Here is a 220-nt window from a genome sequence, read left to right as displayed (position 1 = left end):
ATGATGCAACTAAAGATCCGAATGCTGTCGATCCCGATACCTTTTTCTATAAAGAAGGCAAGTTATGGATTGTCTATGGTTCATACTCTGGCGGTATCTTTATTCTTCAATTAGATCCGGTAAGCGGTAAGCCACTTCCTGTTCTAGGATTTGGCTAAAAGTTAATCGGTGGCAATCTCAGTCTTATAGTAGGAGCATATATGTTATATTGGCCTGTGAC

Annotated in this window: 1 pseudogene; it reads left to right on the top strand. The window is 40.0% G+C overall.

Going from position 1 to position 220, the window contains the following annotated elements:
* A pseudogene (locus QCD85_RS23805) lies at positions 1-155 on the top strand (endo-alpha-(1->5)-L-arabinanase); the annotation flags it as partial.
* Between the last annotated feature and the right edge of the window lie 65 nt (positions 156-220).

It is taken from the genome of Paenibacillus sp. PsM32, from assembly GCF_030433815.1.
Taxonomy (GTDB): Bacteria; Bacillota; Bacilli; order Paenibacillales; family Paenibacillaceae; genus Saccharibacillus; species Saccharibacillus kyungheensis.
This window is presented reverse-complemented; position numbering and strand designations above follow the sequence as displayed.